This is a genomic window from Wolbachia endosymbiont (group A) of Alloplasta piceator (assembly GCF_964028505.1).
Lineage (GTDB): Bacteria > Pseudomonadota > Alphaproteobacteria > Rickettsiales > Anaplasmataceae > Wolbachia > Wolbachia pipientis.
On record NZ_OZ034793.1, the window covers coordinates 1063351 to 1090350 of the forward strand.

Consider the following 27000-nt stretch of genomic DNA (forward strand, 5'->3'; position numbering starts at 1 on the left):
AGCTCTCCACTTGAAATAGTTGAATTTCAGATAGGAGAGCATTTATCTGATAATGATATAGTGAGGTTGGATGATGTATATGGAAGATTTTGAAATTCTAATGTTAAAGATACTCTATAAGTCTGCTAAATTTAAGGAAGCAAAAATCTCTAGTTTTTAAATAAAGAAAAGTCTACAATTATACGAACTTTCAAAAATATAATGTCTAACCTCAAAATATTTTGTAATGTCCATTGCCTTTGAAATTACTATGGCTGCTTGCTATTTGCGAGCAAGAAATGCCAGATTTTGCTCTATAATGACTTTGTTCTCTATTATCGGCATTGCCCTTGGAGTTGCAACACTAATAGTGGTGATGTCTGTGATGAACGGATTCAGAGCAAAGTTGCTTGACTCAATACTTGGCATTGATGGCCATATTAACGTTTATTTTGATAGGAACATAAATTCAGATTACTACGCAGTTTCAAAATCTATTGAGAGAATTCCTGGTATATTAAAAGCTACTCCTATGACCAATGATCAAGTTATTATTGTAGCAAATGGTAAAATTGCAGGTAGCGTAGTGCGAGGTGTGTCAACTAAAGATTTGCTTGATAGTACTGCCGTTACAAATAATGTAATTATAGGTGATGTAAAAAAATTTGATGAAGGGATAATAATAGGAGCACGCTTAGCAGAAGTTTTGAACATTGACTATGGCGACGAAATTACGTTTATATCATCTGAAGAATTTGATGCATTACTTGGTGAAATGCCGCGAATGAAAAAATATAAAGTTATAGCAATATTTGATATGGGTATGTTTGAGTATGATAATACCTTGATATATATGCCTCTAAAATCAGCACAAGCCTTTTTTAATTATAAAAATAGCATAAAAAATATAGAAGTACTTGTAGACGACGTTACTAGAGCTGATAAGCTGGCAGATGCTATAGAAAAAGAAATAGGAATGGAAGCTGAAAGTTGGCAATCACAGCAAAGCCATTATTTTAGTGCTTTAAAAACTGAAAGAAATGTGATGTTTTTAATTCTCACTTTGATTATAGTTGTAGCAGCGTTTAATATTATCTCAAATTTAATGATGATAGTGCAAGAAAAGAAATCCGCGATTGCAATTATGCGTACATTTGGTGCAACAAGTGGAAGCATTATGCGTATATTTTGCGCTTGTGGTCTATTAATCGGTTTTACGGGAACTTGTCTTGGCTGTATTATAGGTGTCGTTTTTTCTCTCAATATCGAAAGCATTAGAGTGTTTTTAGAAAACATTACTAACGTCAAGCTGTTTGATCCTATGATATACTTTTTTTCAAGTTTGCCAATGATATTAGTTCCTCAAGATGTAGTGAACATTTCTGCACTTGCATTATTCTTATCATTTTTAGCGACAATTGCTCCTGCATTGCAGGCAGCTGCACAAGATCCTGCGGAGATACTACGTTATGAATGATACTCAGCAAAAGTACATAGGTTGGTTCTTAATTGTATTGTTATTTACCGGTTACATCACAATAAATAACATAATCTTTTTAAAAATAAATCAGCAAGAGAGTGAAAACAATGTGAAAGCTTTAACGGAAAACATGGATGAATTTAGAATGTTGCTTGAAGTTAATCAATCTAGAATAGAAAAAAAGATATTTGACCTCAAGAGAAGTCAGCATACTCAATGTGAGCAAGGTGATAATAACTCAAGATGTAAGAACCTTGCAAAATTGCTATTACTTGTGGTTAAAATGAAGAATTCGTTATTGCGAGAAGCAAAATTTGATAACCATATAAATTCAATAAAGCCTTTGATATCAGAGCTTGACGATCCAGAGATAGAAAATGCAGTAGATGAATTAGAAAATTTGAAAGAGATAAATACCTTACACGAATTGAAGTTATCTTTTGAAAAAACTATTGATACTATCGATTACAACAAAAGTACATTGTCTAAAAAAATCATTTCAAACTGGATAAAGGTAGACGACCGAAATGATCCATTAAGAGTAAAATTCGCAGAAATTGAGGAGTCAATAAATGATAATGATTGGCAAAATATAACTGTTACAGTAAGCAATTTAACGCATTCAGAATTCAAGCCATGGCTGAATAAATTGAATGGTTTTATTGTAGCTTCTAAGAATATTTCAACAATATATCATCACTTATTACAATATATCTCATGATTTATTTTATAATTTTCGCTTTTTCGTTTTTATTTGGTATATGGGTCAAGGTAAGTGGTGAAGTAATAAAATTGGAATTAGGCAATTACACTATAAGTATTGATCTATATTTCATTATTTTTACTTGTGTAGTTTTATTATTTTTATTAATTACACTTGTACGCTTTTTTTCCTCCATTTCATCAACATTTGCCAACATAAGAAATAGAAGAAGGGATAGGGAAGAATTGCTTCTCTTTGAAGCTTTCTTTAGCATAGACTTAGACAATATAGAGAATGCCCAAAAGCTAGTTAAAAGTCTGAGTGAGGAGAGCGATAGGTTGTCTTTAATAAAGCTCTTTAACTCAGGTAAGACGGGAAATTACAGCTTTTTCAGTAACGGTTTAACAAATATTGCAAATAAAAATCGTAACTTAGCTCTACTTCTAGCCAATAAGCTGATTGTCCACCTCAAACAAGAAAAAGTAGTCTTTCAAAAATTTATAGAATATTGCTCTAGTTCAATTAACGATAAAATGCTATCTATTCCCTTTCAAATAGAGCATGGCATATTGAAAGAAGATTGGATTAATGCAATTTTGAGGTTGAAGGAAGCAGTTAAGTCCAATATTTTTCTCCCCTTTGATCATAAAGAAATGTTTGCAGTGTTTTATTGCGCTTTAGCAAAGCAATATGAAAGTAAAGGAAATTTTAAGGAGGCTATAAAGTCTTTATTTAGAGCACAACGTTATAGTGCAATTTTTCAGCCCATCAATTATTTAAAGGCAGAATTATATATTAAACTTGGAAAAATCAGAAAAGCTTCTGCAGTGCTAGAGGCAGAGTATACAGTAAATCCTACTCCTCAGTCAGCTAAAATGTACATCAATTTAAATAGTAAAGGTGCTGAAAGACTATACAACTTACGCCCTGATTATTATTTTAGTTACTGTTTACTTGCTTTGTCCTCAATGAGTTCAGGTAAATATGATCTTGCAAGTCAATATTTAGACACTGCTATGAAAAAAGCTAATTACATGTCAATCTACTTTATTGTAATACAACTCAAGGTTACATTGCAAGAACACGACAAGGTAATTTATTGGCTAAACAAGATGGGCTCAGAAGCTTTACCTGATCCAGGCTGGAAATGTAAAAATTGTAACAGGGAACTAGAACAATGGGATCATAAGTGTTCAAGTTGTAATAGTTTTAATTGTGTTTATTATATATTATAAAATTCCACAAAGTGTAGAAATTACCATTAGGCTACTTTCACATTGATATTGCTGAAGTTAGAGCACTTTCTTAATATAATCCTTATCTCCAAACAATAAACCTGCAAGTTTCTTAGCTAGACTTGGTTTTAATGTCAAAAAAACTTGCTTTTAGACACTAACAGTTATATATTTTAATAAATCAGGGTTGTATACAAAATGAAGAGCTTAAAGGAATTATCCTTAAGAATTAAGAATATTAGGTCTGTACAGAAAACCACGAAAATAATGCAAATGGTTTCTGCAGCAAAGTTGTTACAAAGCCAAAAGAAGTTATTAAATTCAAAATTATATGTATCTAAGCTGCATAACATTATTTTTTCATTAATGCTATCAGTTGATCAAGAATTACTGGCAAAAATTCTAAATGTCAGTAACGACGGTTCTTACCTAGTATTCATTATTGCGTCTGATCGTGGCTTGTGCGGCAACTTTAACTCTTCTATTGTCAAATTTAGTCAAGAGCGTGTAAATAAGTCAATCGCAAATGGCAAAAAAGTAGATATTGTATTTCTTGGTAAAAAAGCTTTTGATGTAGGTAAAAATAGATTTGACTCTAAAAGTATCTTAAAAATTGAAAATAGTAAGGGAATCACGTTAAAGCACGTAGAAGCTTTGGTTGATGGTATAGATTTAAGTAAATACGATAAAGTTAAAGTTTTTTATAGTAAATTCTATAATACCTTCACGCAAAAACCAATGTTGGAAACAATAAAACCATGGAGTAAAGACTCATCCTTGATTGATAGCTCTCTGGCTGGTCCAACAACAGATTACGGCTATGAGTATGAACCACAAAATATTGAATTTATTTTAAAATCTTTGGTTCAAGATTACGTTGTAATTGCTCTTTACTCTGCTTTACTTGAAAGTGCAACGAGTGAGAATAGTGCTAGAATGGTTGCTATGGAATCAGCAAACAGAAACACTAAAGAGATACTGAACAAATTAGCATTGCTTTATAATCGTTCTCGTCAAGCAGCGATTACGACTGATTTAATTGAAGTTATAGGTGGTGCAGAATCTTTATAGAAATCTAAGGAATAGAAAATGAATATATTAAATATTGCAGCAGATATTACTAAACTAATAAAAAAGCAAAATCAAGATGCGGAAGTTACAATATATGAAACTAATAAGACTTCAGTTTCTCAGCGTCTATCAAAAATTGAGCAAATATCACAATCTAAAAATTGCACTGTAGGAATCAGAGCTATAGCAGGTAAAAACAAAGCTGCGTATATTTCTACAAACGATTTGAATAATCTGAGTGATACAGTAAGCCAAGTGGTAGAAATGGCAAAGAATGCGCCAGAAGATCCTTGCATTAATTTTGCTGTAAATGGTAGTAATTATATCTCTTCTGCAGATTTAAGTATCTCAGATAATAATGTTGTAACCGTTGATAACCTAAAAGAAATTGCTGAAGCTGCAGAAAATTCAGCCCTTGCACATAAGAGTATCACTAATTCTGAAGGAGCCTCTTCTTCATACGCTTTAGTGAATACAGTATTATCGACTGTTTCTGGTTTTATTGGCTCGTTTAGTAAATCAACCTTTGCTAATCAGGTCTCTGTTGTTGCTGGAAGAGACAGTGAAATGAAGGTTGGTTACGATTATGATATAGCATGTAATTTTAGTGATTTAAAGTTGCCAGAGTTAATGGGAAAAGAAGCAGCAAAAAGAGCAGTTGATCAATTGAATTCACGTACAATGAAAACTGGTAAATTTCCAGTTATTTTTGAAAAAAGAGCAGCAAAAGGGCTAGTAAAAAGTTTTGCTTCTGCTATAAATGGGAGCAGTATTATAAGCAACAGTTCTTTCTTGAGGGGTAGTTTAAACGCTCAGATTTTTAACGATAGAATTAATATTATCGATGATCCATTGTTGCCAAGAGGCATAGCATCGAGACCATTTGATGGAGAAGGGATAACTAGCAAGAAAAATATATTTGTAAAAAACGGAATATTACAAAATTGGATTTTAGACTTATACTCGGCTAGAAAATTAGACTCAGAAACAACCGGAAGTGCAACTCGTGCAAGTAATGCTGCAGTTATTCCTGCAGCTAGTAACCTCTACATTGAGAATGGTGATGTATCGTTTGAAGAATTAATTCAGGAAGTGAAAGAGGGAATATATGTAACTGATTTATTTGGTTTTGGTGTCAATTTAATCAATGGCGATTACAGCCAAGGCGCTTCCGGATTTTTTATAGAAAATGGAAAAATAACGTATCCAATACATGAGATTACCATTGCTAGCAATTTGAAGGATATGTTTAGCAATTTAGTCGTTGCAGATGATCTAACTTTTTGTGGGCAATTTAATTCACCAACGATTAAAGTTAGCGAAATGACGGTTGCAGGTTCGCTTAACGATTAAAAAATTTATTTGCATCAAGTACAACAATTGTGTATTATTGTCATGTAATGTTAAGAATAGACTATGGAGTATAAAGGTTTAGTTTCAATAGCTAAGCTTAAAGCATTCTCAATCGTAATTTCAAAGTTTTTCATCACATTAGTAATGTTAGTTAATAATTTAGGAGTTGTTTAAATGGAATTTGGTAATGTAAAATGGTTTAATGCCGAAAAAGGCTATGGTTTCATCAAGCCAGAAGGTAAAGGGGGTGACGTTTTTGTACATATTAGCACATTGGAACGTTCGGGAATAAGACCTGAGGCACTTAAAGGAGAGAATAAAGAGAAGGGAATAAAAGGAGAAAGGGTGAGTTATGAGGTTAAAGAGGAGCGCGGTAGAAACGGAGAAGATAAAAAATCTGCAATAAATTTAAGATTGGAAGATTAATCTATTATGAAGTCTTTTAACAGGATTAACGTATTGTGAATAATTTTCATGAGATGGGTCTCCCAGCTTCGCTTAGACAAGCTCTAGATAAAAATAATCTTTTCGTCCCAACTCCGATTCAAATACAAGCGATTCCCTTAGCGCTACAAGGTAAAGATATTCTCGGATCTGCTCAAACGGGGACTGGAAAAACTTTAGCATTTGCTATTCCGTTGGTTGCTAAGTTGCTGAATGAGCCTAACACTGGTTCAGCTTTAGTCATCGTGCCAACCAGAGAGCTTGCGCATCAGGTAACAAATGAGATAAGAAAACTCTTATCTCAAAATTCTGCACTAAGGGTCGCTTTGTTGATTGGTGGTGAGCCTATTTTTAGGCAGCTAAATCAGCTTCAGAAAAAACCACAAATTGTAATAGGTACTCCTGGTCGTATTATAGACCATATTGAGCGTAAAACTTTGATTACTCGCAATGTTAGCGTTCTTGTGCTTGATGAAACGGATCGTATGTTTGATATGGGCTTTGGAGTTCAGATTGAAGAAATTATGAAGCATTTGCCTAAAATAAGGCAAACTCTTATGTTTTCTGCAACTCTTCCTGGAGATATAGTAAAACTTGCTGAGAAGTACCTTAATCGACCAGAACGTATTTCTGTTGATTGTGAGGCTACAACTTCTGTAAAAATTAAGCAAGAAATTGTTTATGCATCAGAATCAGAAAAATATGAAAAGCTTGTTACACAACTATGTCAGCGCGAAGGATCAATCATTATCTTTGTCAAAACAAAGCGAGGAGCGGATCAGCTAGCTAACAGATTGCACAAAGATGACTATAGCGCTTTAGCAATTCATGGTGATTTAAGGCAGCACAAGCGCGAAAGGGTCATTAATTCTTTTCGTCGTCGCCGTAATCAAATCATGGTTGCAACAGATGTTGCTTCTCGCGGCCTTGATATTCCCCACATTCAACATGTTATCAATTATGATGCACCACAATCGCAAGCTGACTATATTCATCGTATAGGTAGAACTGCACGCGCTGGAGCTGAAGGGTATGCGCTGTCTTTTGTTACACCTCAAGATAAGAGAAGACTGCCTGCACTGGCAGACAAAGAAGGAGAGCTAAATTTTGATTGTAGTGTGCAATTTAAAAAACGTAACAGCAAAAAGGTCTTTAAAAGGCCAAGTACGTTAAAGACTAAATACGGTAGAAAAAAGATCAATGCATTTAAGAAGAAAAGCAGAGTACTAGAAAAAGCGTATTAAATAGGATTTACCTACAATTTGATAAGCGTAAAACTCGTCATTCCGCTACTCATTAGCGGAATCTATGCTGAGATATTGCGGTGCTATGACGTAGATCCAGAGTGGGATTCAAATTGGCTACAGCGAACTGCTGGATTTCAATTTTTTTAATAATTGTGTGCTATTCATTATATATGAGTTCCCACTTTTAAAGAGAATAGGAGATGATTTCCAAAAACTTAGAGGCAAGTTTGAATAGAGCACTATTCATTGCTTCTAATTTTAATCTTAAATATGCGAAAGTAGAACATTTATTGCTGGCGTTAACTAAAGACGTGGATGTAAATTACGTTTTATCAAGATGTAATATCAGAGCCGATGAAATCATCAGTATGGATAACATTCTATCAAGATGCAATATTAAGGCTAATGATTATAATAATAATATAAAAGGGTTTTTACAAAGCAGTTCTGAATTGATTATCAGTGGAGTTAAACCTAGCTCAATGTTTCAATGCATAATACACAGAGCAATAATACGGGCTCATAGCTTGGGGAAAAAAGAAATAAATGGAGCAAGTGTTCTAGTAGAAATTTTGTCTGGGCAAGATTTATACGTTGAAGATCTATTGCAGAAACAAAGTGCGAAAGATTCCAATTTGATTTACCACATATCTAACATGAAATATTCTAACGATATAGATGAATACACCACTAATCATAAAGTAAAACTTGATAAAAATAATGATGCTCCTACTACAGTAAATAAAGGTGAGCTACTAAAAGATGAGGAAATTCTACAAAGTTATTGTAAAAATTTAAATGACTATGCAAGAAGCAAAAAAATAGATTATGTTATTGGTCGTGATTATGAATTAAATCGCACTATAGAAATATTATTGAGGCGTAGAAAAAACAACCCTTTATATGTTGGAGATCCAGGTGTTGGCAAAACCACAATAGTTGAGGGTTTGGTACTCAAAATCATTGAAAACAGTGTTCCAAGTGCGCTCAGGTCCAGTATAATTTATGCTTTGGATTTAGGGTCACTCCTTGCAGGGACACGCTATAGAGGTGATTTTGAAGAGAGAATAAAATCTATAATAAAAGCGATTGAGGCAAAACCAGGTGCTATCCTTTTTATTGACGAAATACACACTATCATTGGAGCAGGTTCTACAAGTGGTAGCTTTCTTGATGCAGGTAACCTACTCAAACCTGCGCTTGCAAGAGGTACACTGCGTTGTATAGGTGCAACCACATATAGAGAATACAGCGCTAGTTTTGAAAAAGATAAAGCACTAGCGAGAAGGTTTCAAAAAATTAATGTTAAAGAATCTTCTGTTAATGAAACGATAAAGATACTAGATGGTATAAAGCACTACTATGAAGGGTATCATGGAGTATATTATACAAAGAATGCCATTAGGTCTGCGGCTGAACTTTCGCATAAGTATATTACTGGGCGAATATTACCTGATAAAGCGGTTGATGTTATTGATGAGGCAGGGGCATATTGTAAATTGCTAAGAAACAGGGGTAAAATTGTAAATAGTAGAGATATTAAGAATACCATTACTAGAATTACAAATGTGCCTTGCGGATCTGAATCTGATGATTTGCAGAAAGTAAAGTCTTTAAAAGCTAATCTAGAGAAGGTGATTTTTGGCCAAGAGCAGGCAATAGAATCTCTTGTTAATTCTATTAAAATTGCTAAATCTGGGTTGAGAAATTACAATAAGCCTTTAGCAAATTATCTTTTTGCAGGGCCAACCGGTGTTGGTAAAACCGAGCTAGCAAAACAATTAGCAGAAAGCATGGGCATGAATCTTATACGCTTTGATATGTCCGAATATATTGAGTCTCATACGATATCAAGGATGATTGGTTCTCCTCCTGGATATGTAGGTTATGATCAGGGTGGATTACTCACAGAGTCTGTATCTAACAATCAATATAGTGTTGTGTTGCTTGATGAAATTGAAAAGGCCCATAGCGATATCTATAATATATTGCTACAAATTATGGATTATGGTTGTGTTACAGACACTTACGGACGTAAAGTTGACTTTTCCAATATAATCTTAATTATGACAACTAATGCAGGAGCAGCTGAACGCAGCAAAAGTTTTGTTGGCTTTGGGCATAAAAAATTTAACACTGGTGATAGTGAAAAAGCGATAGAACAGGTTTTTAGCCCTGAATTTCGTAATCGTCTTGATGCGATTATTTCTTTTTCCGACTTAAGTACGGATGTGATTTTGCATATTGTGGATAAATTTATCCTAGAACTGAAAAAGCAACTGACGCAAAAAGGCATAAACTGCTTAGTAGAGGATGAAGTGAAATCTTATCTTGTACAAATGGGTTATAGTAAGGAAATGGGAGCACGTCCGATAGAGAGACTTATTGAAAAAGAGATAAAAAGTTACTTAGCGGAAGAAATACTGAATCGTAAATTAATAAAAGGAAAGAAATTAAGAATCTATATGAATAAAGTAAAAAATAAAATTGCTTTTGATATAGTTTAAAATCCTTGTATTGAACTTCATCTTTGTTACAATCTATAACTTAAATTCAATTTGAATTATAGTGATAAGTGATAAAGTAAAACAAGTCCTAAGCTACTACGAAAGTGAAAACCCTGGGGTAAAAGCAAATCTTACTCGTATTCTCATGCATGGAAAGCTTGGCGGCACTGGCAAGTTAGTGATTCTGCCAGTAGATCAAGGATTTGAGCATGGTCCAATTAAAAGTTTTGAAGTTAACCCTGATGCTTATGACCCACATTATCATTTTCAGCTTGCGGTTGATTCGGGAGTAAGTGCATATGCTGCTCCACTTGGTATGATTGAAGCTGGTGCTGCAACTTATGCTGGAATGCTCCCACTTATTTTGAAACTTAATAGTTCCAACTCTTTACATTCAAAGGATCTAACCTCTGATCAGGCAATAACCTCTTCTGTGAAAGATGCGCTGCGTTTGGGATGCTTAGCTGTCGGATTTACTATATATCCTGGTTCTGCTAAGTGTTTCGATATGATGGAGGAAGCCCGTGGAATCATAGCTGAAGCCAAATCTTATGGACTTGCAGTAGTGCTATGGTCTTATCCACGCGGTGAAGGGATTTCCAAAGAAGGTGAAACAGCAGTTGATGTTATTGCCTATGCTGCGCACATGGCAGCTTTGCTTGGCGCTAATATAATAAAAGTAAAACTTCCAACTAAATATTTGGAAAGGGAGAAAATAGAAACAGAAAATATTGAATCATTATCTAAAAGAATTGAATATGTTAAAAGGTCTTGTTTTGCAGGGAAAAGAATAGTAGTTTTTTCTGGTGGTGAATCGAAGGAAGTAGATAACATATACAATGAAGCGAAAGAAATTAAGCAGGGTGGCGGTAATGGTTCAATCATTGGACGTAACACTTTTCAACGCAAAAGGGAGGAGGCTTTATCTATGCTAAAAGATATAATGGATATCTACACATAAAAAACGGCTGGGTGGCAGAATGGCTTATGCGGAGGACTGCAAATCCTTTTATACCGGTTCAATTCCGGTCCCGGCCTCTTTCATTCTCTATATCTTGTAAAAGTTGCTCAATTCAACAGTAGCTTTAAGTGTGTAACCTATAGAGAAAGCTTATCCATAGTAAAATCAATTTCTTTTCAAGTTATGGTTATACTCTTATAGCGTTTCATGGTAAAAAATAAACTAAAAATAAGCAAAGTGTTTTACAAACGTAATTTACTATTTTTACTACCGCCCGAAGTTGCTCACTCTTTGGCAATTATGGCATTAAAGAAAATACCTTATAAGAATCCTATAGAGCTACCAGAATCTTTGAGTGTGAATTTTTTTGGTAATAAGCTCAGAAGCCCCGTAGGTCTGGCTGCAGGTTTTGACAAGAATGCAGAAGTTATAAGGCCTATGCTCTCATTTGGTTTTGGGTTTATTGAAACTGGTACTGTAACTCGTAATCCACAATATGGAAACAAAAAGCCAAGAATTTTTCGGTTAATTAAAGATCAAGGGGTAATTAACAGATTGGGATTTAACAATAAAGGAATAGACTATTTTCTTAAACAAATAGATGAAACCAAGCTTGATGACTGCATTTTTGGCATCAACATAGGAAAAAACAGTACATCAAAGGACCAAATCAGCGATTATGTTGACTTAATAAAGATAGTATATGGAAAGAGCAATTATATAGTGCTGAACATCTCATCCCCAAACACGCCTAATTTACGCAATCTGCACAATAAGCAAGAATTATCGGAATTGTTGAAATCCGTAACTCTAACCCGAAAATCAATTGATAATTCTAAATCCATACCAATAATATTAAAAATCTCACCAGATGTAGATCAGCAAACGAAAGAAAATATCGCTGAGCTTGCGTTGGAATATAAGATTGACGGATTAACAGTAAGCAACACTACGGTAAGTAGAGATAATCTGCATTCTCACCATAATGAGAGTGGTGGGTTGAGTGGCAAACCGCTGTTTAAACTTTCAACCGAGTTATTGGGCGATATGTACAAATTTACTAAGGGCAAAATATTATTGATAGGGTGCGGAGGAATCTCAAGTGGTGCTGATGCATATAAAAAAATAAAGGCAGGAGCTTCTTTGGTGCAGTTGTACACTGCTCTCATATACCACGGACCTCAAGTTGTAAACAAAATTAATCTAGAACTTGCAGAACTAATAAGGAGAGATGGATTTAGTAACATTAGTGAGGTGGTGGGTTGTATACATTAATTTTGGAAGTTGGTGGTATTATTTTAATAAAATAAAACTAATTCTCTGGTATAAAGGTGGTAGAAAGTGCTTTTCTTTTAAATAATGGGTATGAAGAGTTTGAATGATGCAATATCTAAGATCATTGATTATAAATTTACAAATTATGCAATATTAGAAGAGGCACTAACTCACCCAAGCGTAAATAAAAGGAATAGCAAAAACCAGATTGTAAGCTACGAAAGACTAGAGTTTTTGGGCGATAGTGTTTTGAATATGGTTGTATCTGCCACACTGTTTAAACTATTTCCTGAAGAAAAAGAAGGAGCATTGGCAAAAAGAAAGACGGATTTAGTTTGTGGCAACACCATTGCTAATGTTGCTAAAGAAATAAAATTAGGCAGCTTTATCATCATGAATAATAGTGAACGCTGCAATGGAGGGAGATGTAACTTAAAAAATTTAGAAAACTCGCTTGAAGCACTAATAGGTGCAATTTATATTGATGGCGGGCTTGAAAATGTTGAAAAATTTATTATCCAATATTGGGAAAAGCTAGCTAAAGGCATGCTTGACCCCCCTCAAGATCCTAAAACCTCACTGCAAGAGTGGACTCAGAAAAACAAATTGCCTTTACCAGAGTATGAGCTTGTAAAACAAACTGGACCAGCGCACAATCCTGAATTTACTATATCAGTTTGCATAGAAGATTATGGTAAAGTTTCTGCATGCGCTTCTAGTAAAAAGATTGCTGAACAAAAAGCTGCTGAGTTGATGCTAGAAAAAATTGGAAAAGACGCTTCAGTTTAGGCAAAATAGGCATTAATGTAAATTTTAAGGAAGCTAATAGCGTTTAGGGTAAATGGTCAATTTAAGGAGAAGCATAGTATTATTCATAAAAAAGTTGATCTACCAAAAATCAAGCCTTATGTAGTGGAATATCAATGGCTGTTGTCGGAGATGCGGAAAAAAAGAAGTAGCAAGTTACCAAAAGGTGTTATGCCAGATACATTTGGTCCAAGAGTTGTTTTGTGAAGTTGACAGAGTCAAGGAGAATGAAAGTTTTAAAAAATAGCATATTTTTTAATTATAAAAATTTGATATTAACTGTTGTTGGTTGATTGAGTAAAAACCAGTGAATGGTCACGTTAAAACATATTTTTAAATTTCTGCCAAAATCCTGGTTTATTATCATTAACCTTTGTAAATGTTATATTTAAACTGTATTTCGGATCATTTGGCACGTCGTATTTTATGCTAAATGTTGAAACTTTATCGTTATTGTAAATATGTACATCATCATATGATAGCTTTGTTGTGTAACACTTTACATACTTTTGCTTATCATGCACTAAATCACCTGACTCCCTTTCTAGTTCCACAAATTTCGTTTTTTTCTGACATTCCTTCATTTTTATTAAATCCTTATCTAGTGATATTGAAACTGGCAACGTATTTCCAGCATATTCTTTAGCTAAAAGTTCACTTTGAGGATACATTTTTATTTCCCTGCCAAAATGTGAGTCTATGAAATTATTACTCCAAAATTTATCGCCAGAATGCACGTACTCATCAGTAGCATACGGCACCCCACCATAATTGCATTGAACTTTGTAATCTCCAACACCGTTGTTTTGAAAAAAATCATGAATAGCAGTGTAGCTACCGGCAGCATCATTTATATAATCCATTACTTTATTCCTTAAATTTTTAGTTCATTATATCATAATCATTATGCCAATCAATCAAAAAAGCTCTCCCTTGCTGTTTTTAAAACTGATTTTGAGCAAGCGCTCTCGATTAGTTGGGAGCGTATTTGTAAGATTGTGACATTCGTGCCTCCCAGTTTTTCACATACTGCTGAATCAATTTAGGATAATCTGTAATAATTAATAAATTTTCAGCATTTCCTTTTTTAGCTGTCTTACTAAGGTTAAATGACCCTGTGATGACTTTTTGATTGTCAACAATCATTATCTTATTATGAGCAATCTTTGGCTTATCATCGATCCAAATTGGTACTCCACCTGAAAATAATTCATTTATAACACTATATTTTGAGTAGAGTTGCGATTTATCTAAGATGACTTTAACATCAACACCGCGTTCTTTAGCATTAATCAAAGATTTTGCAACTGTTCCAAGAGTAAATGTATATTCTTGAACTAAGATAGATTTTTTAGACTGATCTATTACGTTGATTATCGGTACAGCACAATCTTCTCCAGGTGAAAAGCAAACCGTAGCTTTTGGGCAGGGCGAAAATATAAAACCCGCATAGTAATACAGAGAAAAACACATTAACAAGAATAAAAAGTGAAAAACCCTCACAACAACCCACCCCCGGATATACGGCGATAGGCTACATTATAATTTAATCACCTGTCAATAGACTTCTTGCATAGTTTTTGGCAACAACCGTTAGAAACGAAAAAACTTACTTGACAAACTCCGCCAGCCCCCTTATCATGAAACTGAAGGTATTCAGTTATCTTCATCTGTGCAGATTAAACAGCAAGAAAACAACGTAGTTGCCGTCTTATTTTTAATTTTTTGCACTATGTGCACCTTATGTCTTCACAATATTTCTAGGTTTTTACCTACACAAGCTGAAACGCGCTTATAAGTCGTTTAAGACAGTATAGTACGCCAATTTGCAGGATTAGGGAGTGACAACTAGCTAACACGGGGTTTCTTTTGCCTTTTTTTCTGCTTAGTAAATTTCTTAAACATTTAAACTAAGGTGAGTTGCATTTAAAAGCAGCTAAATTGCAGTGTTTAAGACTTAAAAAACGCCAATGTTCTAAAATAGATATTAGCTGGGGCTTCTTTTGCCTTTTTTTCGCTTGGTAAATTTCTTAATGTTTATAGCTAACATGAAGCTAAGTACGAACTTTGTTAAATACAACAAATGGTGTCATCCCAGTGCTCCTTTTTTTGTCATCCGAGTAGCTGACACTGGGATCTATTTTGCATGTAACTCCAATTGTGTTTTGGCATAAAACGCGACGCGTATTAGACTTATTTGCAAGCAAAGCTTGCTAGATCCAAGTAGTCAGGGCACTGGGATGACATCATAGGGACACTGGGATGACACCCTGACAATCGTCATCCCGCTACTTGTTAGCGGATGAGATACCGCGGCGGTATGACGGTTCGTGGCGGTATAATGAAGCTTGAAAGCGGATCACCTTTCACGACCCGTGTTTACTTCATTCACTTTAGGAGTATTAACAGGCGTTATTGCCGGGTTCTCAAGCTTTGTTGCCTGCTTCAAACCCTCGCTTACACTTTTGTCCTTTAAAATTTCATCAAGCTGCTTACTCTTTTGTTGCTCTTCGTTATTTGACGTATCTCTTTGAGCATCTTCTTTCATGCCACGAGCATTCTCTACATCCTTTTCACCTTCACCTAAAAATTTTTCTAATATTTTCTTAACAAAGCGCTTCAGAAGACTCAAAAACCCTTCTTCTTTTTGATTTTCTTGTGGTTGAGGCGTGTTATCTTTTTTGTCCGGCTCAGTGTTGAGCTTCTCTTTTACAGAACTCTTGCTCACTGAGGGATTAACGGTTTGTGAATCGTGCTCTGATGCTGTTTGCACAGAAGCTTCAGTAGTCTTTTTTTGTGTATTATGTTCAAGGTCTTTAACTGCTGTTGTAGTTTTTCTCGGAGTGTCTTGGAGTTTTTTGTCACTTTTTGGCTCTGCAACTTTTTCACTTGTGAAGATGCCCTTCCCTTTATATTGTTGGTCAAGCTCAGCAATTCTTTCAAAATCTTGACGTACTTTTTCATCTGCACGTCCTTTTTGACTTTCAAATTTCTGACTCAATTCTGCAACGTTTTTCATTTTGTTCTCAAGCTCCTTACTTTTCACAGCTTTTAGAGCCTCTGTTCCTTTTGCGATATAATTAACCTTCTTTTCTAATGAGGTACCTTCTGGAAAAGCACCTGGAGAACGTTCAAAAACATCTTTAAACTTTTTTTCAACACTTTCTTTAGATGTCTGGGCCATACCTGTTACCTATTAAAACATATCATATAATCAGTATATTAGCTAATTATATAAAAAACAGTTAACATAACTTGTGGTAAAAAGTGTTTATCAAGGGCGTCCTATTTATATCTTTTTCATTAAAATGCTATTTACTTATTAAGTTAAAATGTATAATTATGTAAGAAATGAAAGATAGCCCATTAGTAGTAGTATTCGATTGGGATAATACCTTAGTTGACACTCAAGATAACATTTTTAATGCTATTAAGCATACCATAAACTCAATGGGGTATAGTAATAAAGCTGCTGATAGAAATTCCCATGAGTCGAGAAAGAGCTATATGGTCAATTTGTTTGGCGATCAGTGGAAAAAAGCAAATCACATATATCAACAATACTTAGATAATGCGCTATTACAAAACATTGCTCTGAATCAAGGAGTAGAGGAAATGTTGCAGACACTGAAAAGCCACAATGTTTATCTAGCAATAGTAAGTAATAAGAAAAATACTAATTTACGTGAAGAAGTTACCTATTTTAAACTAGATTCTTACTTTGAAAGAGTGGTTGGGTCATGCGATACTACAGAAGATAAACCATCTGCAACCCCACTGCTATTTGCATTAGAAGAGAGTACGTTGCCTATAAATAGAGAAAATGTGTTTTTCGTTGGTGATAGCATCACAGATGTTCTGTGTGCACAAAATGCCAATTGTTTACCTATTATATACGGTCAATCAATAAGCGGTTATGAAGATTTGTTATGTTTTCAACATTTTGATAAACTTACAGATTTTGTAATAAAGTATTTAGAAGATAGGTAATGACCGCTGTTACAGAGATTGCCAGTATAACAAGACGCTTTTGCGCGTATTTAATAGATGTAGCAATTTTATTAATTCCAACTTTATTAATTATACTGCTATTAGAGGATTCTCCGTTGATCTTACATCTATCATACATGTGTGTAAATTGTAGTTACTTCACATATTTTATATCTTCAAAGGCCCAAGCAACTCCCGGTCAACAGTTAATGAATATGTATACTATCAATTTAGATAATTCTAAAATAGACTTGAATTTAGCGTTTGACAGAAGCTCCTCCCAGTTTTTTCTTCCTTTGTTAAACAGTGTAGTAGTTGTCCTTACTGAATTTTTGCGAGATCAGGAAGTATTAGTGAATGTCTTGAGTGCATTGAAAGTAATTATAGTGCTACTCACTCTCTGCTGGTATCTAGTTGCTTGCTTCTCTAAGAAAAAACAGACATACCACGACATGCTATTTAATACGGTTGTTATCAAAGGAACTATTAAATGAGTTGCTATAACTATCGTTATCATATAAATTATGCTGATGAATTGAACTAAGGGAAGATTATGAATGAAGAGATAGTAAAACATTTGAACAAATTATTGACCAATGAGCTGACTTCTGTACGCCAGTATCTTTTGCATTTTGCGATTCTCAAAAACAATGGAATTAATAGACTTGCAGAAAAGGTAAAAAATGAGCTTAACGAAGAACTTGAACATGCAAACAAGTTGGCAGAAAGAATTTTGTTATTTAAAGGAGTCCCAAATTTTCAGGATACAAACGAAATATCAAAGTATGATGGAAAGTTTACAAAAGACACAATACGGAAAATCTTAGAAGCTAATTTGAAATTAGAGGGAAAAGGTATTAAGGATATCAAAGAAACGATTTCTATCGCTGAGAAAGAAAAGGATTTTGTTAGTGTAATGTTATTAGAAGAGATGTTAAAAAATGAAGAAGAGCACTTTCATTGGATTGAGAAACAGATCGATCTTATTGAACTAATGGGTGTTGAAAACTATTTAAGAACACAAATATAGAGTGTTAAAAAAGATAGTATTTATTTTAATTATACCTTGCTCACTTCTTTTTTTATTAGGGTTATGGCAAATATTCAGATTGAACTGGAAGAATAATATTATTAAAAGTATGAGTCTTCCAGTGGTTCATCTATTGCCCAATAACGACCTTGAAAAATTTAACTATAGGCATGTCAAGATTGATGGGATTCTAAGTGATATAGAACTATATGTTTTTGCAGGGCAACACGGCTATCACGTGCTGTCTCCTATGTTGCTCACCACTGGACGTTACATGTTGGTGAATAAAGGAATAGTTAGAGAAAAAAAGGAGAAAAAAGTAAAAATTGAAAAAGTAGTTGCAGATGGAATTTTATATTGCGATAGCAATAAAAGTAAAAATTGGTTTATCAAGAACGATACTGCTTCGAATACATGGTTTACCCTGAGTACAGAAGAAATTTCCAATGAGTTAGGTATTAAGCTAGAGAAGTGTGTATTGTGGCCGAACAATTTTGGCAGCAAAGTAGCTATACAGCCAATGAAGCATTTGGAATATGCAATCACTTGGTTTGCACTTTCCTTAACTTGGTTGATTATGTGCGTAATTTACTATAGGCAAAACCTCAATGTATCTGTTCAGCAGGGTGGCAAAATAAGGTAGACGAAAAAAGACAACTATAGGAACAAATGGGTGTCATGCCAGTGCGTGACACTGGCATCCAGTCCTTTTGCACAGTTCCATCAAAAACGTTGTAAAGCGCTTTCGTGTTTACCAACTTAGTGCCCAATCTGGATCCCAGTGGGCTTTGTTGCATCGCTACTTATGAAAGGCTAACTATAGTTAGGATTATAAGCAACCTATTGAAAATCTTGTTTTTTTGCAATCAATCTGATCAAATTTAAGAATAGTAATTTATTATTTACATTAATAAATTTAATTCTATTGAAAATAGCTAAAGCATTGAAATTCTTGAATTTTAGCCGGATTAGTGAGTGGTAGTGAAATTTCTTTTACTCAAATTTAGGTATTCACTGACCGTTCTTGTTATAAATACCAGAATAATAAGCTACTGATATTCTCCATCTTTTTTATCTTTATCCATCATAGCTAGCGATGCAACAAAGCCATCCCAGTGTCACGCACTGGGATGACAAGAAAGGGAGCACTGGAATTTTTGTTTCAGCATTAGCCATGCATCTGACCTCAACAAAGCTTGAAGCTTTCTGTACATAAAATTAGAGAAGTAGTTATTCATCTTTATCACTACCAAGGTCTTTTAACATACTATAATTGCCTTTTCTAAATCTACTTTTTAAAGACGTAACTCCACTTTCGCTAATACCACTAAGGCTCAGTGCAGCTCCACCTAGCTGCAATCCTATCTCAGGTGTTTCAGGAATAATTTTACTAGCTCCTAGATCTCTATAAACCTCCACATTACTCAGATCTGGTAAGCGTATTACAATATTTACATGCGGAAAATTTGCTGCAACTAAAGAAACAACTTTTTTTATAGTAACTTCATTCTTTATTGAAATAACGAGAGCTTGAGCTCTTTCTATTCCTACCGATTTTAAAATTTCACATCTTGTAACATCTCCAAGATATATAGGAAAACTATCACTTTTTCCTTCTTTGACTATTTTCGATTGAATATCTACAACAACGTAACTTAAATGCTCTGCAGTAAGCATTTTTGTTACCATATATCCCACTCTACCAAATCCAGCAACTATCACATGGTTATAAAGATCTTGTGTATCTGTTTCAACAGCTTCATCATCTAATATTGTTTTCTCAGTGCTAAATGAGTTTGCTATCCAATCTCCAAGCCCCGATAAAAGAGGAGTGAAAGCCATGGTTACTGTAGTTACCATCATAAGTACTTGAGCGATTTCACTTGGTAGCACATTTAGCTCATCTGCTAAGCGAAATAAAATAAACGCAAATTCACCGCCTTGTGAAAGCAGTAACCCAGCTTGTATAGCAGGTGCACTCTTAAACCCAAAAAATCTACACAATATATATATGATAGATGTTTTTAAAACGATAAGGATAATCGATAATAAGGTGATTAGTGGTAACTTATTGAGTAAAAGTTCGGTATTGATGGACATACCAACAGTCATGAAAAATAAGCCAAGAAACAAATCTTTAAATGGTAGTACCGCGTGTTCCACTGAGTGTCTGTATTCTGTTTCTGCAACTAACAATCCAGCGACAAATGCACCTAATGCCAACGATAAATGGAATTGCTCAGTAATAAATGCTGCTCCTAATACTATTAAAAGCGTTGTTGATATAAAGACCTCATTACTTTCCATTTTAGCAATAACCGAAAATAAAGGTCTAAGCAATAATCTACCAGTTATAAATATCAGCACTAATGCAATAGCTGCTTGCACCAATGAACCTGCCAATGAGCTTATCAGGCTGTGCTCAGAATTGCCAGTAAGTAAAGGTACCAATACTATTAATGGTACCACTGCAAAATCTTGCATTAATAGCACTGCTATCGACAATCTACCAACCTGACTTGCTTGAGAACCTTTTTCTTGCAGAACCTGCAACACTATTGCTGTTGAGGATAGCGCAAGCCCACCACCAATAACTGTTGCTATATTCGTATTCACTCCGAAAGCAAGAGCGATGCACCATATTGCTACCATGGTAACTATAACTTGAAGAGAACCGAACCCAAATACATGAATACGCATAGCGATCAGGCGTTCAAATGTCAATTCAAGGCCTATAATGAATAATAGAAAAACTACACCAAATTCTGCAAGATTATCCATTGCTTCAGCTGAGTGTATCAGATTAAATCCGTGAGAACCAATAACTGCACCTGCAACGAAGTAACCAAGCACTGGACTAATATTCATTTTCCAAAATGCTATGACTATAAACACAGCAGCAGAAAGTAAAATTATAATATCAAACAAATGCTGAGAGCCACTGTGCATGATATTTAACCTGTAGAATTAGACCATTTAATTGAGCAGCCAATACTTGATTTTTGGTCAATTGGAGAATTACCAGTTTCTGCAATAAATTTCATAGCTTGAAATAAGTCACTACTTCCTACTTCATAGCTTTGAACCTTTTCTTTTTTTGTGTCGTTAAAACGTCCACGATAGCAAAGGTTTAAATTGGAATTAAAGCCGAAAAAGTCAGGAGTGCAAACAGCCCCGTATTCTTTAGCTATTTTCTGTGTACTATCAATTAAATATGGAAATGTAAACTTATTTTCCTTGGCAAAATTAATCATATTTTCAAAGGAATCTTCTGGATATTCATTTACATCATTTGGCATTATTGCAATGGTGTTTACCTGATAATCTTTTTTCAATTGATCAACATCGCTTACCAGATTGCTAATAATTGACTGAACGTAAGGACAGTGATTGCATATAAACATTATAATAAGACCATTTTTTCCACAACAGTCACTTAATGCATAATATTTATTGTCTACTCCCAAAAGATTAAAATCTTTTGCAGTAAAACTAAAATCAACTTTAGGAGTATTCAGAGCAACCATAGACTATTATTATACCACATGTAATTTACGGTCTTATTATTTAAATGTCAAACGGTTTCTATGTATACTGTTTGCATATTCTTTTTTAGTATTATAATTATAAAACTTATGTTCATAACTTTCGAAGGAATAGACGGCTCTGGTAAAACAACACAATCTAAGCTACTTGCAAATCATTTTAAGCAAATTCGCGGCGAAAATAATGTGGTATTGACTCGAGAACCAGGTGGCACTAACTTTGCAGAGAAGGTAAGAGGAGTATTGTTAACGAATAATATTGATTCTATTTCTGAACTCTTGCTACTTATCTCGATGAGGCGCGAACATATGAAAAAATTAATATTACCAGCTCTTGCAGAAGGAAAAATAGTGATTTGTGATCGGTTTATTGATTCAACTATTGCATATCAAGGATATGGGTTTGGAGTTGACTTAGGGCTAATAAGGGACTTACATAAGCTAGTGGAAATTAAATGTCCAGATATTACATTTATTCTAGATATTGATGTTAAAGTTGGGTTAAATAGAGCAAAAGACAAGAATAAATATGAAGAAATGGATGTTAATTTTTACAATAAGGTCAGAAAAGGATTTCAGGAAATAGCCATAAAAGAGCCCGTTAGGTGCAGTGTTATCACTGGAATTGAAACAAAAAATGATAATCACGTACACAATGAAATTATTGATAAAATCACCTAGCTTGTGATAGAAAATTATCAATTTCAGGTAACATTATTTCATATGAATAACTTTTTGTTTGAGTAGCTAAAAAATCCTGTATTTTGTCTGGATCTTCTTCACTTATCATCTTATATGCCCTTGCGAGGTTCATTAATTCACTTCTATTTTTTTTATTGCTTACTTCAGTAATAGTAAAAAATTGATCAAAATGGTCTAAGAGGTCTTTATTTTTTATTGAAGACACAATATCGTCAATTTCTTTCACATATAATGCAAGTTTGTGTGCTTTACTACGATCTTCAAAACAAAGATTAACAAGCACGTTGCGAAACCTATCTTTCGTAGTACTTCTCACTTCTGCTAATAAGTACTTAATATTTTCTTGGCAATGCACTCTCTTTACCGATTCAGCCGGTTCAACCATACCAAGAACATTCTTTACCAAAGATTTTTCTTCACAACTAAATATGAACATGTAATAACCCATCGATAAAGTGAAGAGCAAGAACATAGCCGGAAGTAAAAACGGAGCTAATACATTTTGTGACGCAGGGAAAATAAACCAGGTAACAGTTGCTATTGACACAGTTACAAATAATCCTGATAAACATAATTGTGCTTTTCTTCTATAATTCTGATCAATAACTGTACTTACACCAATAGAAGCTATATCAATCATTACTCACACCTCATTAAACATTAATACTAACTGAATGATAGCATTACTGTGATGAAAATGCAATATTATGAATATTTTAATACAATTTATATTGACAGTTACAATTCTAAATTGTTTTATTGCAGCGTTAGCTGATTAACATTTTTAAGATGAGGTCAACTCTCATAGAGAGAGGATTTTTTTATTTTCTCATTCTTCTCATTTTCCTCTCTAACAATTTTTTTTCCATTTAATATGTCCTTTATTTCATCTCCTGTTAAAGTTTCAAACTCCAGTAGATTTTCGGCAATGAGATCTAAGCCTTTCTTATGCTTGGTCAAAATCTCTTTTGCTTTTTCATAGCAAGAAGACACAACTTTCTTCACTTCTTCATCTATAAGTTTTAACGTATCTTCAGAAATTATCTCAGAACCATGCATGGTTTGTTCGCGATTGTGATAGATCGGACCTATTTTGTCACTCATTCCCCATTTTGTTACCATAGCGCGTGATAAATCAGATGCTTGTTTTATATCCGAAGATGCACCGCTTGTGACTTTATCGTAGCCAAAAATTAGCTCCTCTGCCACTCTTCCACCCATAGCAACAGTAATATCTGCTATCATCTTTTCTCTTGTGAGGGACACTCTATCTGTTTCTGGTAGTCTCATAACTAAACCGAGTGCTCTACCGCGTGGAATAATTGTTGCCTTGTGTATAGGATCAGAAGCAGGCATATTAACAGCAATTATCGCATGACCAGCTTCATGGTATGCAGTCAGTCTCTTTTCCTCTTCTGTCATAATTAGGGATCGTCTTTCTACGCCCATCATCACTTTATCACGTGCATATTCAAAATCGTCCATGGTAACAATCTTCTTGTTTCTTCTTGCAGCAATAAGTGCAGATTCGTTCACTAAATTTGCTAAATCAGCTCCAGAAAAGCCTGGTGTTCCTCTTGCAACTGTTTTCACGTTTACATCTGGTGCTATTGATATTTTCTTTATATGAGTATTTAATATCTTTTCACGCCCATTTATATCGGGTAAAGAAATAGTAATCTGTCGGTCAAAACGACCAGGTCTAAGCAGTGCTGGATCTAAGACATCCGGACGGTTAGTCGCAGCAATTATTATTACACCTTCATTAGACTCAAAGCCATCCATCTCAACTAATAACTGATTTAATGTTTGTTCTCTTTCATCATTGCCGCCACCAAGACCAATGCCACGATGTCTACCCACCGCATCTATTTCATCTATAAAAATTATACAAGGAGCATTTTTCTTGCCTTGATCAAACATATCACGAACACGACTTGCACCAACACCCACAAACATTTCAACAAAATCAGATCCAGAAATACTAAAGAATGGCACATTAGCTTCTCCTGCAATTGCACGAGCAAGTAAAGTTTTACCAGTTCCAGGAGAGCCAATCAAAAGGCACCCTTTTGGTATTTTTCCACCTAATATTTGAAATTTTTGCCTTTGTTTAAGAAAATCAACGATCTCTACTAGCTCTTCTTTTGCTTCATCAATTCCGGCAACATCATCAAATGTTACTTTTTTTCCACTAGTAATGAGTCTAGCCCTTGACTTGCCAAAGCTTATAGTTCTGTTGCCCCCCGCTTGTGTTTGTTTAAGAAAGAATAGCAAGAAGCCAATAAAGATAAATGTTGGGACCCATGAGATAAGTAATCCACCAATTACGTTCATGGCAGAATCTCCAGTTGAAAAGGAGAATCTCACTTTTCTATCATGTAAATTTTTTATTAGGTCGCTATATATGACACCGCTTGAATTGAAACTTGAACCGTCCCTGAACTTGCCTTCAATGCTCTGGTTTTTTATGACAATATTTTCTACATCATTGTCTTCTAATCTAGTTAAAAATTCCGAAAAAGGTATAATTGTTTTACTTTTACCTACATTTCCGCTGAACTGAATATAAGCAACTGAAATAAGAACAATAATTACTAACCAGATCAATAAGCCTTCTAAAAATTTTTTCATTTCTATTTCTAACTAAATACTAATCAAGCTTACCAAATTTTGTTTTATCGTGCTATTAATAATGCATTGAACCTTATCGTCATTGGTATTTTTTCCGTTATAATTTACATCAGGATAAGCAAGCACCTTTCCATCTTTTAGCACTACAGGCAAAGAATAGAAAACTTCAGGGCAGCAGTTGTAATCCTTCAGAAATTCAGGAACTTTTTGTGTTTTTTTTAATGGAGCGATGATAACTGAACACTCTTGATTTCCGAGTATTGTGCAGCTAAATCTGTTATCCCATTGAGTAGATTCATTTAAAGGTAGGTTTAAGGTAATTTCTTGTATCTTTGACGATTCTCTAATTATCAAGATATTTTCTCCATGTTTTCTTATTTTACACCCAGAAAGTGTACAGTTAACATTACTATCCTTTTGCAATATTTTATTAAATATTACGATAAGGCTGTTGTACCTTGGTTTATAATGTTTACTGGCAATTGCCATTATGGAGTAAAGAAGAAGCCTCAAGGCTATTTCCTCTGGCAATTGATAAAACTCACTTAGTTCAATTTCAATATAACCAAGATCATGCACATTAACGCAGTCATTAAACGCAAGGCGTGTGTAGTGCATCAACGCTTTTGCAGCTCTTTTCATATGAAGGGCTGTGAGGCATATTCGCTCTGTTAAAATCTCTTGATTATCACTTGCTTTAAGTAAGTTACGGTATAAAGTTCGCCTGTATTTTAAGTCATAGTTGCTTCTATCTTCGATCCATTTTAACCGATGAAGCTTAGCGTACTTTTCTATTTCACTACGACTAAAATTTAACAATGGCCTAAATATATAAATACCATTTAGGAAAGACTTGTAGTCCATTGATGATAATCCATCTACGCCACTACCTCGCTCTAATCTTAACAAGAACGTTTCTGCTTGATCATCTTTGTGATGAGCAACAAGTAAATATTTAACATTATTATTTTTACACCACTCTGCTAGTAACTTATACCGTGCTTTTCGTGCCTGTAACTGAATATTGCCTTTAATATTTTGCTTCTCCCAATTTAATATGAACGATTCCTTTGCTCCAAGTTCCTTTGCATAACTTACAACAAAATCAGCTTCTTTTTGAGACTCTGGACGTAACCCATGATTTACTGTTAATGCTGTAGGAAGTGAAAGCTTGTTTTTTTTTGCCCAGTTAGTCATTAAGTGCAGTAAGACTATACTATCTACACCACCTGATACTGCAACTGCAACTTGATTGTTATAGAAAGCAAAACTATTAACCACATTTTGAAATAATAACTCTAATTCCATTATGTCTCTTGATGGCCATACAGGTCAGATCTCTTACGTCATACCGCGACTTATTTGTGGTATATATAGATCCCGCTAACAAGCAACGAAATATGACAAGTTTGTCCTTTTTTGTCTACCCCAGTGCCCTTTCTTTATGTCATCCCAGTGTTTGACACTGGGATCCAGGTTTTAATGCAAGAAACTATTTCTTTATTCCAGAAAATGAAAATTCCACTCTACGATTTTTAGCATGCTCTTTTTCATATTTAGAATTTCTAGAATCATCTTTTACATTAACCAAAGGCTCAGTTTCACCTTTAGAAGCAGTTTTTATTCTGTTTTCTATGTAGGGTGTACAACTAACCATAAATTTTTTAGCTGCATCTGCCCTTCTAGCGCCTAGCGCAAGATTATATTCATGAGAACCACGGTTGTCAGTGTGACCAGTTAAAGTAACCTTCGCGTCAGGGTTATCTTGTAACACCTCCATTACGTCAAGTAATGCATCTGCACTTACTTCAGCAATACTAGATTCATCATAACCAAAGAAAACTCTTTTATCACCTATCTGCTTAACAACAGAATTTATTTTATTTGTTGTATTTGCTCCTTTTTTTGGGCAAGAACTTACACCAGTAAGTAATAAACAAAAACAGCACATTATAACCAGTCTACTCCACATTACTAAACCTCCATAAATTTTAAATAGTGCGTAACTTTAATTTCAGTAGCTAATATCTCTCCATA

Annotated in this window: 25 protein-coding genes and 1 tRNA gene; 17 read left to right on the plus strand and 9 right to left on the minus strand. The window is 34.3% G+C overall.

Going from position 1 to position 27000, the window contains the following annotated elements:
• Positions 1-226: 226 nt before the first annotated feature.
• The 12 genes from ABWU31_RS05265 (at position 227) to rnc (ending at position 13044) form a co-directional block, all read left to right on the plus strand.
• Positions 227-1456, plus strand: a complete 1230-nt coding sequence (locus ABWU31_RS05265) for a lipoprotein-releasing ABC transporter permease subunit (RefSeq protein ID WP_006279924.1) — start codon at positions 227-229, stop codon at positions 1454-1456.
• Positions 1449-2180, plus strand: coding sequence for a hypothetical protein (locus tag ABWU31_RS05270; RefSeq protein WP_038250643.1), 732 nt, complete (start codon positions 1449-1451; stop codon positions 2178-2180). Before ABWU31_RS05265 ends, ABWU31_RS05270 begins: the two co-directional genes overlap by 8 nt.
• Positions 2177-3397: a hypothetical protein gene (locus ABWU31_RS05275; protein WP_006279922.1), complete on the plus strand. Its 1221-nt coding sequence runs from the start codon at positions 2177-2179 to the stop codon at positions 3395-3397. The genes ABWU31_RS05270 and ABWU31_RS05275 overlap by 4 nt, the downstream gene beginning before the upstream one ends.
• 198 nt (positions 3398-3595) lie before the next feature.
• Positions 3596-4468: an ATP synthase F1 subunit gamma gene (gene atpG / locus ABWU31_RS05280; RefSeq protein WP_010081973.1), complete on the plus strand. Its 873-nt coding sequence runs from the start codon at positions 3596-3598 to the stop codon at positions 4466-4468.
• 18 nt (positions 4469-4486) lie between these two features.
• Positions 4487-5821: a TldD/PmbA family protein gene (locus ABWU31_RS05285; RefSeq protein WP_353271152.1), complete on the plus strand. Its 1335-nt coding sequence runs from the start codon at positions 4487-4489 to the stop codon at positions 5819-5821.
• A 174-nt stretch (positions 5822-5995) separates the two neighbouring features.
• Positions 5996-6247 carry a cold-shock protein gene (locus ABWU31_RS05290; protein WP_006279919.1) on the plus strand — a complete coding sequence of 84 codons (252 nt, stop codon included), beginning with the start codon at positions 5996-5998 and terminating at the stop codon, positions 6245-6247.
• 35 nt (positions 6248-6282) lie between these two features.
• Positions 6283-7509, plus strand: coding sequence for a DEAD/DEAH box helicase (locus ABWU31_RS05295; protein ID WP_353271153.1), 1227 nt, complete (start codon positions 6283-6285; stop codon positions 7507-7509).
• 203 nt (positions 7510-7712) lie between these two features.
• Entirely contained in the window at positions 7713-10019 is a 2307-nt protein-coding gene (locus ABWU31_RS05300; RefSeq protein WP_236514322.1) for an AAA family ATPase, read from the plus strand.
• 64 nt (positions 10020-10083) lie between these two features.
• Complete coding sequence (locus ABWU31_RS05305) at positions 10084-10980, plus strand: class I fructose-bisphosphate aldolase (protein ID WP_038228077.1); 897 nt, start codon at positions 10084-10086, stop codon at positions 10978-10980.
• Positions 10981-10985: 5 nt separating this feature from the next.
• Positions 10986-11057, plus strand: a tRNA-Cys gene (locus ABWU31_RS05310).
• A gap of 130 nt (positions 11058-11187) precedes the next feature.
• Positions 11188-12255 (plus strand): quinone-dependent dihydroorotate dehydrogenase, encoded by a 1068-nt coding sequence (locus ABWU31_RS05315; protein WP_077188430.1) that lies wholly within the window; start codon positions 11188-11190, stop codon positions 12253-12255.
• A 90-nt stretch (positions 12256-12345) separates the two neighbouring features.
• On the plus strand, positions 12346-13044 hold the full coding sequence (gene rnc, locus ABWU31_RS05320; RefSeq protein WP_006279914.1) for a ribonuclease III: 699 nt from the start codon (positions 12346-12348) through the stop codon (positions 13042-13044).
• Positions 13045-13382: 338 nt separating this feature from the next.
• On the opposite strand, the gene ABWU31_RS05330 is transcribed toward rnc, so the two are convergent.
• The 3 genes from ABWU31_RS05330 to ABWU31_RS05340 all read right to left on the minus strand — a co-directional run bounded on the left by ABWU31_RS05330 (position 13383) and on the right by ABWU31_RS05340 (position 16246).
• On the minus strand, positions 13383-13925 hold the full coding sequence (locus tag ABWU31_RS05330) for a hypothetical protein (protein WP_006279913.1): 543 nt from the start codon (positions 13923-13925) through the stop codon (positions 13383-13385).
• A 109-nt stretch (positions 13926-14034) separates the two neighbouring features.
• Positions 14035-14565, minus strand: coding sequence for a phospholipase D family protein (locus tag ABWU31_RS05335; protein WP_338482623.1), 531 nt, complete (start codon positions 14563-14565; stop codon positions 14035-14037).
• Between the two features lie 856 nt (positions 14566-15421).
• Positions 15422-16246 (minus strand): hypothetical protein, encoded by an 825-nt coding sequence (locus tag ABWU31_RS05340; RefSeq protein ID WP_022626161.1) that lies wholly within the window; start codon positions 16244-16246, stop codon positions 15422-15424.
• A 167-nt stretch (positions 16247-16413) separates the two neighbouring features.
• Between ABWU31_RS05340 and ABWU31_RS05345 the strand changes: the two genes are divergently transcribed.
• The 4 genes from ABWU31_RS05345 to ABWU31_RS05360 are packed head-to-tail and all read left to right on the plus strand — an operon-like array spanning position 16414 to position 18725.
• Positions 16414-17052 carry an HAD family hydrolase gene (locus ABWU31_RS05345; protein WP_353271154.1) on the plus strand — a complete coding sequence of 213 codons (639 nt, stop codon included), beginning with the start codon at positions 16414-16416 and terminating at the stop codon, positions 17050-17052.
• A complete protein-coding gene (locus tag ABWU31_RS05350; protein WP_077188432.1) occupies positions 17052-17546 on the plus strand; it encodes an RDD family protein in 495 nt (164 codons plus the stop codon). Before ABWU31_RS05345 ends, ABWU31_RS05350 begins: the two co-directional genes overlap by 1 nt.
• Positions 17547-17605: 59 nt before the next feature.
• A complete protein-coding gene (bfr, locus tag ABWU31_RS05355; RefSeq protein WP_077188433.1) occupies positions 17606-18082 on the plus strand; it encodes a bacterioferritin in 477 nt (158 codons plus the stop codon).
• 1 nt (position 18083) lies between these two features.
• A complete protein-coding gene (locus ABWU31_RS05360; RefSeq protein ID WP_077188434.1) occupies positions 18084-18725 on the plus strand; it encodes an SURF1 family protein in 642 nt (213 codons plus the stop codon).
• A 587-nt stretch (positions 18726-19312) separates the two neighbouring features.
• On the opposite strand, the gene ABWU31_RS05365 is transcribed toward ABWU31_RS05360, so the two are convergent.
• Both ABWU31_RS05365 and ABWU31_RS05370 read right to left on the minus strand, forming a co-directional pair.
• Positions 19313-21031: a monovalent cation:proton antiporter-2 (CPA2) family protein gene (locus ABWU31_RS05365; RefSeq protein WP_353271155.1), complete on the minus strand. Its 1719-nt coding sequence runs from the start codon at positions 21029-21031 to the stop codon at positions 19313-19315.
• Between the two features lie 5 nt (positions 21032-21036).
• Positions 21037-21609 (minus strand): thioredoxin family protein, encoded by a 573-nt coding sequence (locus tag ABWU31_RS05370; RefSeq protein ID WP_006279694.1) that lies wholly within the window; start codon positions 21607-21609, stop codon positions 21037-21039.
• Between the two features lie 108 nt (positions 21610-21717).
• Between ABWU31_RS05370 and tmk the strand changes: the two genes are divergently transcribed.
• Complete coding sequence (gene tmk / locus ABWU31_RS05375; protein ID WP_236515193.1) at positions 21718-22308, plus strand: dTMP kinase; 591 nt, start codon at positions 21718-21720, stop codon at positions 22306-22308.
• Here tmk and ABWU31_RS05380 read toward each other — a convergent pair.
• The 4 genes from ABWU31_RS05380 to ABWU31_RS05395 form a co-directional block, all read right to left on the minus strand.
• Entirely contained in the window at positions 22301-22969 is a 669-nt protein-coding gene (locus ABWU31_RS05380; RefSeq protein WP_353271156.1) for a hypothetical protein, read from the minus strand. The genes tmk and ABWU31_RS05380 overlap by 8 nt on opposite strands.
• A 155-nt stretch (positions 22970-23124) precedes the next feature.
• Complete coding sequence (ftsH, locus tag ABWU31_RS05385) at positions 23125-24963, minus strand: ATP-dependent zinc metalloprotease FtsH (RefSeq protein ID WP_236514318.1); 1839 nt, start codon at positions 24961-24963, stop codon at positions 23125-23127.
• 12 nt (positions 24964-24975) lie between these two features.
• The gene (tilS, locus tag ABWU31_RS05390; RefSeq protein ID WP_353271157.1) at positions 24976-26271 is read right to left on the minus strand and encodes a tRNA lysidine(34) synthetase TilS; all 1296 of its coding nucleotides are present in this window, start codon (positions 26269-26271) and stop codon (positions 24976-24978) included.
• Positions 26272-26455: 184 nt separating this feature from the next.
• Positions 26456-26935 (minus strand): OmpA family protein, encoded by a 480-nt coding sequence (locus ABWU31_RS05395; protein ID WP_010081889.1) that lies wholly within the window; start codon positions 26933-26935, stop codon positions 26456-26458.
• Positions 26936-27000 lie beyond the last annotated feature (65 nt).

Coding starts and splice junctions, on each gene's coding strand:
- ABWU31_RS05265 (WP_006279924.1), top strand. CDS start 227: ATGTCCATTGCCTTTGAAATTACTATGGCTGCTTGCTATTTGCGAGCA.
- ABWU31_RS05270 (WP_038250643.1), top strand. CDS start 1,449: ATGAATGATACTCAGCAAAAGTACATAGGTTGGTTCTTAATTGTATTG.
- ABWU31_RS05275 (WP_006279922.1), top strand. CDS start 2,177: ATGATTTATTTTATAATTTTCGCTTTTTCGTTTTTATTTGGTATATGG.
- atpG (WP_010081973.1), top strand. CDS start 3,596: ATGAAGAGCTTAAAGGAATTATCCTTAAGAATTAAGAATATTAGGTCT.
- ABWU31_RS05285 (WP_353271152.1), top strand. CDS start 4,487: ATGAATATATTAAATATTGCAGCAGATATTACTAAACTAATAAAAAAG.
- ABWU31_RS05290 (WP_006279919.1), top strand. CDS start 5,996: ATGGAATTTGGTAATGTAAAATGGTTTAATGCCGAAAAAGGCTATGGT.
- ABWU31_RS05300 (WP_236514322.1), top strand. CDS start 7,713: ATGATTTCCAAAAACTTAGAGGCAAGTTTGAATAGAGCACTATTCATT.
- ABWU31_RS05315 (WP_077188430.1), top strand. CDS start 11,188: ATGGTAAAAAATAAACTAAAAATAAGCAAAGTGTTTTACAAACGTAAT.
- rnc (WP_006279914.1), top strand. CDS start 12,346: ATGAAGAGTTTGAATGATGCAATATCTAAGATCATTGATTATAAATTT.
- ABWU31_RS05330 (WP_006279913.1), bottom strand. CDS start 13,925: ATGGATTATATAAATGATGCTGCCGGTAGCTACACTGCTATTCATGAT.
- ABWU31_RS05340 (WP_022626161.1), bottom strand. CDS start 16,246: ATGGCCCAGACATCTAAAGAAAGTGTTGAAAAAAAGTTTAAAGATGTT.
- ABWU31_RS05345 (WP_353271154.1), top strand. CDS start 16,414: ATGAAAGATAGCCCATTAGTAGTAGTATTCGATTGGGATAATACCTTA.
- ABWU31_RS05350 (WP_077188432.1), top strand. CDS start 17,052: ATGACCGCTGTTACAGAGATTGCCAGTATAACAAGACGCTTTTGCGCG.
- bfr (WP_077188433.1), top strand. CDS start 17,606: ATGAATGAAGAGATAGTAAAACATTTGAACAAATTATTGACCAATGAG.
- ABWU31_RS05365 (WP_353271155.1), bottom strand. CDS start 21,031: ATGCACAGTGGCTCTCAGCATTTGTTTGATATTATAATTTTACTTTCT.
- ABWU31_RS05370 (WP_006279694.1), bottom strand. CDS start 21,609: ATGGTTGCTCTGAATACTCCTAAAGTTGATTTTAGTTTTACTGCAAAA.
- tmk (WP_236515193.1), top strand. CDS start 21,718: ATGTTCATAACTTTCGAAGGAATAGACGGCTCTGGTAAAACAACACAA.
- ABWU31_RS05380 (WP_353271156.1), bottom strand. CDS start 22,969: ATGATTGATATAGCTTCTATTGGTGTAAGTACAGTTATTGATCAGAAT.
- ftsH (WP_236514318.1), bottom strand. CDS start 24,963: ATGAAAAAATTTTTAGAAGGCTTATTGATCTGGTTAGTAATTATTGTT.
- tilS (WP_353271157.1), bottom strand. CDS start 26,271: ATGGAATTAGAGTTATTATTTCAAAATGTGGTTAATAGTTTTGCTTTC.
- ABWU31_RS05395 (WP_010081889.1), bottom strand. CDS start 26,935: ATGTGGAGTAGACTGGTTATAATGTGCTGTTTTTGTTTATTACTTACT.